This is a genomic window from Rothia sp. HMSC065C12 (genome assembly GCF_001812085.1).
Taxonomy (GTDB): Bacteria; Actinomycetota; Actinomycetes; order Actinomycetales; family Micrococcaceae; genus Rothia; species Rothia mucilaginosa.
The window spans coordinates 41,717-48,987 of record NZ_KV807679.1; the positions used below are offsets into that span (position 1 = coordinate 41,717).

5 protein-coding genes and 1 pseudogene are annotated in these 7,271 nt (G+C 53.8%); 4 read left to right on the plus strand and 2 right to left on the minus strand.

The features are described 5' to 3' along the window. The first annotated feature begins 252 nt into the window (after positions 1–252). From HMPREF2836_RS06175 to HMPREF2836_RS06185, 3 genes are all read left to right on the plus strand, one after another. Positions 253–1,998, plus strand: coding sequence for a DEAD/DEAH box helicase (locus HMPREF2836_RS06175; RefSeq protein WP_070629883.1), 1,746 nt, complete (start codon positions 253–255; stop codon positions 1,996–1,998). Between the two features lie 8 nt (positions 1,999–2,006). Beyond that, a complete protein-coding gene (locus HMPREF2836_RS06180) occupies positions 2,007–3,278 on the plus strand; it encodes a DNA-methyltransferase (protein ID WP_049337888.1) in 1,272 nt (423 codons plus the stop codon). Positions 3,279–3,480: 202 nt separating this feature from the next. Next, positions 3,481–4,308: an S-layer homology domain-containing protein gene (locus HMPREF2836_RS06185; RefSeq protein WP_246822835.1), complete on the plus strand. Its 828-nt coding sequence runs from the start codon at positions 3,481–3,483 to the stop codon at positions 4,306–4,308. A gap of 48 nt (positions 4,309–4,356) precedes the next feature. On the opposite strand, the gene HMPREF2836_RS09440 is transcribed toward HMPREF2836_RS06185, so the two are convergent. Continuing rightward, positions 4,357–4,806, minus strand: a complete 450-nt coding sequence (locus HMPREF2836_RS09440) for a hypothetical protein (RefSeq protein ID WP_245534284.1) — start codon at positions 4,804–4,806, stop codon at positions 4,357–4,359. 363 nt (positions 4,807–5,169) lie between these two features. On the opposite strand from HMPREF2836_RS09440, the gene HMPREF2836_RS06190 reads away from it, so the two are divergent. Further along, on the plus strand, positions 5,170–6,840 hold the full coding sequence (locus tag HMPREF2836_RS06190; RefSeq protein ID WP_070629885.1) for a transcriptional initiation protein Tat: 1,671 nt from the start codon (positions 5,170–5,172) through the stop codon (positions 6,838–6,840). Positions 6,841–6,897: 57 nt separating this feature from the next. Here the strand turns inward: HMPREF2836_RS06190 and HMPREF2836_RS09365 are convergent. Next, a pseudogene (locus HMPREF2836_RS09365) lies at positions 6,898–7,271 on the minus strand (heme peroxidase); the annotation flags it as partial.

A 7,271-nucleotide genomic window follows, 5' to 3' on the forward strand; every position in this document is an offset into this window, starting at 1 on the left:
TTGAGGGGTTAAGTGAATGACCGGTCGTACCCCTTTCAAGACCCCGAGGCTGCACCGCCTTCTCATCATGAATGAACCTTGAGTACTAACCATGCGTGCAGGCGGCGTCTCGGTAAGAATTTCCCGTGTAAGAATTTCCCGCGGCCGGCTTTCGACGCCCGCCCGTCACCGCCTCCACCTTTGAGGCGCTGGCTGGTACACCCCGTTACGGGGAGAAACACACCCCGAGCAGGGGTAGAAAGATACGGTCCAGTGACTGAAACGAACACGCAGGAAACCACTCAGACTGCAAAGTCCTTCGCCGACTTCGGCGTTCGCCAGGATATTAGCGACGCCCTCGCGGCGGTTGGCATTACCTCCCCCTTCCCCATCCAGGAGCTGACTCTTCCCGTAGCTCTGTCTGGCCAGGACATCATTGGTCAGGCGGAGACCGGTACCGGTAAGACCCTCGGCTTCGGTCTGCCCACCATTCAGCGTGTGGTCGGCCGCGACGATGAGGGTTGGGCTGATTTGGAGCACCCCGGCGCACCTCAGGCGCTGATTCTGGTTCCGACCCGTGAGCTTGCTATTCAGGTGGGCGAGGACCTGGCGATTGCTGCGAAGCTGCGCAACGCCCGCGTCGCAACCCTGTACGGTGGTGTGCCGATTGAGCCTCAGGCTGAGCTACTGCGCCGCGGCCTGGAGGTTGCGGTGGGCACCCCGGGCCGCATTATCGACCTGTACCAGCAGGGCTTCCTGAACCTGAAGCAGGTTAAGATTGTGGTCCTCGATGAGGCTGACGAGATGCTGGATTTGGGTTTCCAGCCGTCGGTTGAGAAGATCCTCAGCTACCTACCGGAGGACCGCCAGAGCATGCTGTTCTCCGCAACCATGCCCGGCCCGGTCATTGCGATGGCACGCCAGTACATGACCAAGCCCATGCGCATTAGCGCCGCTGACCCCGAGGACGCCTCGAAGACTAAGGCGTCGATCCGCCAGGTCGTCTACCGTGCGCACCACCTGGACAAGGACGAGATGATTGGCCGCATTCTGCGCGCTACCGGCCGCGGCCGCACCGTCATCTTCACCAAGACCAAGCGTGACGCTGCCCGCGTGGCGGAGGAGCTGGTGAACCGTGGCTTCGCTGCCGCTCCCCTGCACGGTGACCTGAACCAGGTTGCGCGTGAGCAGGCGCTGAAGGCGTTCCGCACCGGCAAGGTCGACATTCTGGTTGCGACCGACGTGGCGGCTCGCGGTATTGACGTTGAAGACGTGACCCACGTGATTAACCACCGCGTGCCCGAGGATGAGAAGACCTACCTGCACCGTACCGGCCGTACCGGTCGTGCCGGCAATGAGGGTACCGCCGTGACCCTGGTTGACTGGGATGACCTGCCGCGCTGGAAGGTCATTAACGATGCCCTGGAGCTGGGTGTTCCTGAGCCGGTTGAGACCTACTCTTCCTCTGAGCACCTGTTCCATGACCTGAACATTCCGGCTGGCACTAAGGGCCGCCTGCCGCGCGAGGAGCGTGTGGCTGAGGGCATGGGCGATGAGTTCTTTGAGAGCGCCCGTGACTCGCGTGATGGCCGCCCGGCTCGTTCTCGCGGTGGCCGCGACGGTTCCCGTGAGGGTGGCCGTTCTGGAGGTCGTGACGGTGAGAAGGGTTCGCGCCGTTCTCGCGGCGGTCGTGACGGTGGCCGTGACGGTGGCCGTGAGGGTCGTTCCGGTGAGGGCCGCGGCGAGCGCCGTAGCCGCTCCGAGGGCCGCAAGCGCGCTGAGCGTTCTTCTGAGCGTGCGGAGCGTAACGAGCAGGGCGCATCCGAACGTTCTTCGGAGCGTTCTGAGCGTGCGCCTCGTCAGCGTCGCCGTACCCGCCGTGTTGAGGGTCAGCCCGTGGAGGGTGAGGGTCGCCGCCGTACCCGCCGCCGCCCTGAAGGTTCTCGTGATGGGGGTTCTCGTGCTGAGGGTTCTCGCGGTAAGGGCCGTGGCGCTGACCGTGCTGGTTCTGAAGGCTAGGGCCGGGGTTGGGTATTTCAGCATCCCCGGCGCCCGCCGCGCCCTCCCCTGCCGCTGAGTCGCCCCGCACGGATTCGACGGTTTTCGATCCGCAGGGCCCCTCGCTGCTGGTACAGGCAGATAACCTGGAGTATCTGCGTGAGCTGCCCGATGGTGCGTTCACCGTGATTTACATTGACCCGCCGTTCAATACGGGTAAGAAGCAGACGCGCCGCACGTTGAGCGCGGAAGCTTCTGAGAAGGGTGACCGCACCGGTTTTAAGGGCAAGAGCTATTCGAGCACCCTGCAGACTCTGGCGAGCTATAACGACTCGTTCGAGGATTATTGGGCGTTCCTAGCGCCGCGTATTGAGCAGGCGCATCGTCTGCTCGCGCAGGACGGCACCCTGTACCTGCACCTGGATTGGCGTGAGGTTCATTATGTGAAGATTATGTGCGACATGATTTTTGGTCGTGAGAACTTCATTAATGAGCTGATTTGGGCTTATGACTACGGTGCGAAGTCTACGCGCCGCTGGCCGACGAAGCACGACAATATTTTGGTGTACGCGAAGGATCACCGTAGCTATTACTTCAATACTGCGGAGGTTGATCGTGAACCGTATATGGCTCCCGGTTTGGTGACTGAGGAGAAGGCTTCTCGCGGTAAGCTCCCTACTGATGTGTGGTGGCATACTATTGTGTCGCCGACGGGTAAGGAGAAGACGGGGTATCCTACGCAGAAGCCTACGGGTTTGTTGCGTCGTATGATTGCGGCGAGTTCCCGCCCGGGTGATTGGGTGTTGGATTTCTTCGCTGGTTCTGGTTCTACGGGTGCGGCGGCAGCTCAGCTGGGTCGTAAGTTCGTGTGCGTGGATCAGAATCCGCCGGCTATTGAGGTGATGGCTAAGCGTCTGGGCGTGGATCCGGTGTCGTTCGCTGAGTATCGCGGTGTTCCGCGTGGGGCGAGTGTGTTGTTCACGCCGAAGCGTACGGTGGGTGTTCGTGGCGGTACGAGTCGTGATGCGTTGACGGCAGCGAGCCGTCATGCATTGAAGGCTGTGTTGGATACGCTCACGGAGACTACGCAGCCGGTTGAGGGCGCGTCCTGCCGGTTTGTGCGTCACCGGTCAATGGATGCGGTGGATAAGAAGATGCGTATTGATGGGCGTGATGAGTTGCGTCGTCAGCGTCAGCATCAGGCGCGGGCTAAGGCTCGTGCGGCGCGTGCGGCTGCTCAGATGGATGCGGCGGCTGCGGGTGCGGTGTTGCAGCATCATGCGTCGCGTGAGAGCGTCTAGGCGGTCTTTTCCACGTATTCGTGAGAGCACGTGTTAAGAGTGTGGGGCGGGTTCCTTGATGAGGAACCCGCCCCGTTCTTTTGTTTTCATCTCATTGCATATTCTTTAAATCTCTACCTGAAGGTTAGGATTTTTGATACGCTGAGAACGTTCTACTCATTGGGGTGCACAAAGGTTGTGTCCCTCTGGTCATGAAGGAGCTATGATGCTTCGACAATTATTCGCCCGTCCTACGAAGCGGGCTATCCAGGCTGGCGGCACGGTACTGCTGGCTGGTGCCATGGTGTGCGGCAGTGTTCCGGCGTATGCCACCGGGCATTTGAAGCCTCACGAGGTGACCCCTATTGTGCAGCCTGATGAGCCGGCAGTGACCTGTAACGACCGCGCAGAGTATGAGTATTATCGGCAAGATGGTGAGTTGGGGCGTCGCGTTATCTTTAGTTGGGCACAATGTGTTGGTCTGATTTCTGAGCGCCAGAAGTACCAAATGGTCAAGAAAGATAGTGTTATTTCTCGCGGCCAGTTTGTGGAGTATCTATACCGTCTGTCAGGTTCTCCTGAGGTGAAGAATCTTCCGGCTCAGTCTCCGTATGGTGATATCAAGACTGATGATCCGCGTTTTCCTGTGGTGATGTGGGCTCGTCAGCGGGGCATTACCTGGGGTTGGAGTGATGGGAATTTCCATTACGATACCCCTGCTAGTGAGGCTGCTACTGCCTTGATGGTGTATCGATTGGCGGGTAGTCCAAACGTAACGGTAGAAGTAGACGATCCTAATGCCTATTTTCTATATACTCCTTGGAAAGAAAAATGGCCGAATATGCCATATAATTCGGAGCTTCATAAAGCATACACCTGGCTATACTATGGTCTTCAGAATCCAAATAATAAAGATTCTATTGAGAACGTATCGTATCGACAGTACGGTATCGTATCACCTAATGATAAATTTGAATGGTTGACTTACGCTACGTATGAGCAGGCTATCGAAGTGATTCGTTTGGCAGATAAATCTTTTAATTTTAAATAGGATTTACCCCTCACCCGTTGACAGGTGAGGGGTATTCTTCAGTAATTTTTATTTCTTGAGTGGATAATCTTCTGGATTTAATTTCTTCTCTGCAGTTTCATTAGATGTATAGGCATACTGAATAATTTCAATCTTGCAGGCTTGTTTCAGGGGATTCTCAATAGAGAACTTCCATGCACCTTCCAGCGCCTTGGGTTTAGGTTTGTTATTGTCTTCGTAGTCCATGTGGCATTGGTCGTATGCGTTTGCTCCAATAATATTCAAACGCCTAACACTACCTTCAAAATAGAAGCCCCACAGTGAAGCAAGGATTCTTTCTAGGGGTACTTCTTGGCTTGGTCCGTAGGGATTATCAGAGCGTACTCCTGTAAAGGTGCAGTCGCTAGCCCATGAGCTGATATACCAGTTCGCTGCCTCATGATTACCCGCTGTACCTGAGACTGCGTCATGCCAGCTGGAGGATTCACCGATACAGCCTACATAGTTATTCCGTGGCATTAGGGCGAACCATCCGTGGCCGCCGTTCTCTTGAACCGCACACCCCTTTCTGTCGCCAAGATACAGAGCAAACCGACACAGTTTCATTCTCTCCTTCAGCTTCAGTGCAATGTTAAAAAATCTTTAAAGTAATAAATTTCATACGCCTCATTAATATGTTGAAGAAAATTAAAATATTTACATGAAACTTGAAACGAATTTATGTAAAAATCATAAATTTTCTTGCAAAGAGAAGAAAAAGCGATACACACTAGAGATACCTTCTGCAGCGCAGCACTGTGCTACGTGCAGAAAGTATCCGCCCACTAACGTCACTTCGTCGTGATGAAGGGCAAATAATTCACTCACCTCTAGGAGACATCGATGTCTGAATATCATGCGCCATCACGGCGTGCCCTTTTGGCAGGAGGAGCTCTTGCCGCAACCACTGCAGGAGTCTCAGCTTTCTCCCCAGCCCATGCTGAGCAAGCAAATAAGCCTGAGGAGTTTATGACTCCTGCCCCAGAATGGGTAGAGAATCCCCAGAAGCGGCTAGACGAGTTCCGTACGCGCCTACAATACTTCGAGTACAATACCAAAGCGAGGCCGCGCACAGTCCACAATCTTGCAAAGAACGGCCTTCACGTTAATGTTCTGGATTACTGCGTAGACCCCACGGGTGTAGTGGACTGCACCGATCAGCTGAATAAGCTGGCAGAGCGCCTGTATTGGCTCGGTGGAGGATCAATTGAGCTGTCTGCCGGTATTTACAAGGTGTCGCACCCCTTCATTCACTTGCTCGATAAGGTGGAGTTTTTCGGCCATGGAATGTCTACCCGAATTATTGCGACGTCCACAGATGCGCTTACCAAGGCAGCGGGTACCTCTGATGAATGTTTCGGCGTTTTTCATACGGGAACTTATCAAAATCCGATATCTAATGCGACAAATAATCGTCCGATGCGCTTCGGAGTACGTGACATGTGGATTCGCACAAGTACCAAGAAAGGGGATATCAACGTAGATCAGCTTAGGGATAATATGCATGCTGGGGCGCCACTAGCTCATGTTGCAGGGGTTATTCTGCATACTGAGTTTACGGGTAAGCCTAATGACCCTGAAGCTGTCCCTTCCCTCTCTAACCTAGAAATTTGGGATGTAGATATGGGCGTTGCGATTTTGGGGCTTCATGACCGAGGTATGAAAGTCGATAAAATCCGTGTCCGCAAGTCTTTGCGCCAAGGCTTGCTGGTTGGCAAACCTGTCGGTCATCCGTTACGCCGCAAAGATGGCAATAATCCTGGTGGCGCAGATAATAAGTTCCTTACAGTAGATATCTCTGATGCCAACCTTTCAGGGAAAAACTACGCCGGAATTGAAATCTACGCCTCCCAATGTAAATTCTTTGGGTCAACCAGCTGGTACAACCGCCGATCCGTGCTACAAAATTCTATCTACGTAACGCGGAAAAAGGACCAGTCCGACGATCAATATACTGCCAAGACCGGTGCTGGATGGTATGTCGCCGGAACACGTAACCTCTTTCAAGGATGCACGGCTCAAGAGAACGGCGGCCACGGATGGTTCGCCCTAATGCCACGGAATAACTATGTAGGCTGTATCGGTGAATCCTCCAGCTGGCATGACGCAGTCTCAGATAAAGCACATAACCACGAGGCAGCAAACTGGTATATCAGCAAGTGGGCTAGTGACTGCACCTTTACAGGAGTGCGCTCTGATAATCCTTACGAAGATAGTGACAAGCCAGAGGATAAATTTTCACTTGATACGGCTCTCGCAGCACGATGGGGGTTCTATCTTGAAGGTGGTGCAAAGCGTCTTAGTATTATTGGCGCAAATGCTTTCGATGCTTGTCAGATGAGTGATAAGACCAGAACTGCGGCCCAAAAGAAAATTATGGGGGATAAATGGGTTCTTAAAATTAACTCTGAGCTTTATGAGCTATTAAGGATCGAAATTAATAATTTTAAATTTGAGGGAAAGCTTGTAGCGCCGAGAATCCCTAAAGCTGAGAATGAGTCCACAGAAAACTAGAAAATAGTTTGGTCCCCTGCATAGAAGAGCAGGGGACCAAACTATTTTTATAATCTTTTAAAATACGCCTCGAGTATCCGCCATGCGCAATACTTCAAAAGCCTGTTCATATGTTGCTTGGAAAGTCCATTGACTCACTCGTCGACCTTCAGAGTCCATGCTCGCGACGTCATGGTACCTAACCGATTCGTGGAAGCCAGTGTACTTCTTATCAGAGCCAGCTCCAGTGTATTTCAACCAAACATAGGCCCGATGCAACTCTGAGCCGTAAGGAAGGTTGGGGTTCCGCTTGGTCCAGGGCTCTTCCTCATTCGGAGGATTCATATCGGGTAGCTTGACCGCCGGACTACCAGCTAGGCGGTATGCCATGATTACTGTCGTCGTTTCATTCGCGGGGGCATCGTAATGGAAATTCCCATCACTCCAACCCC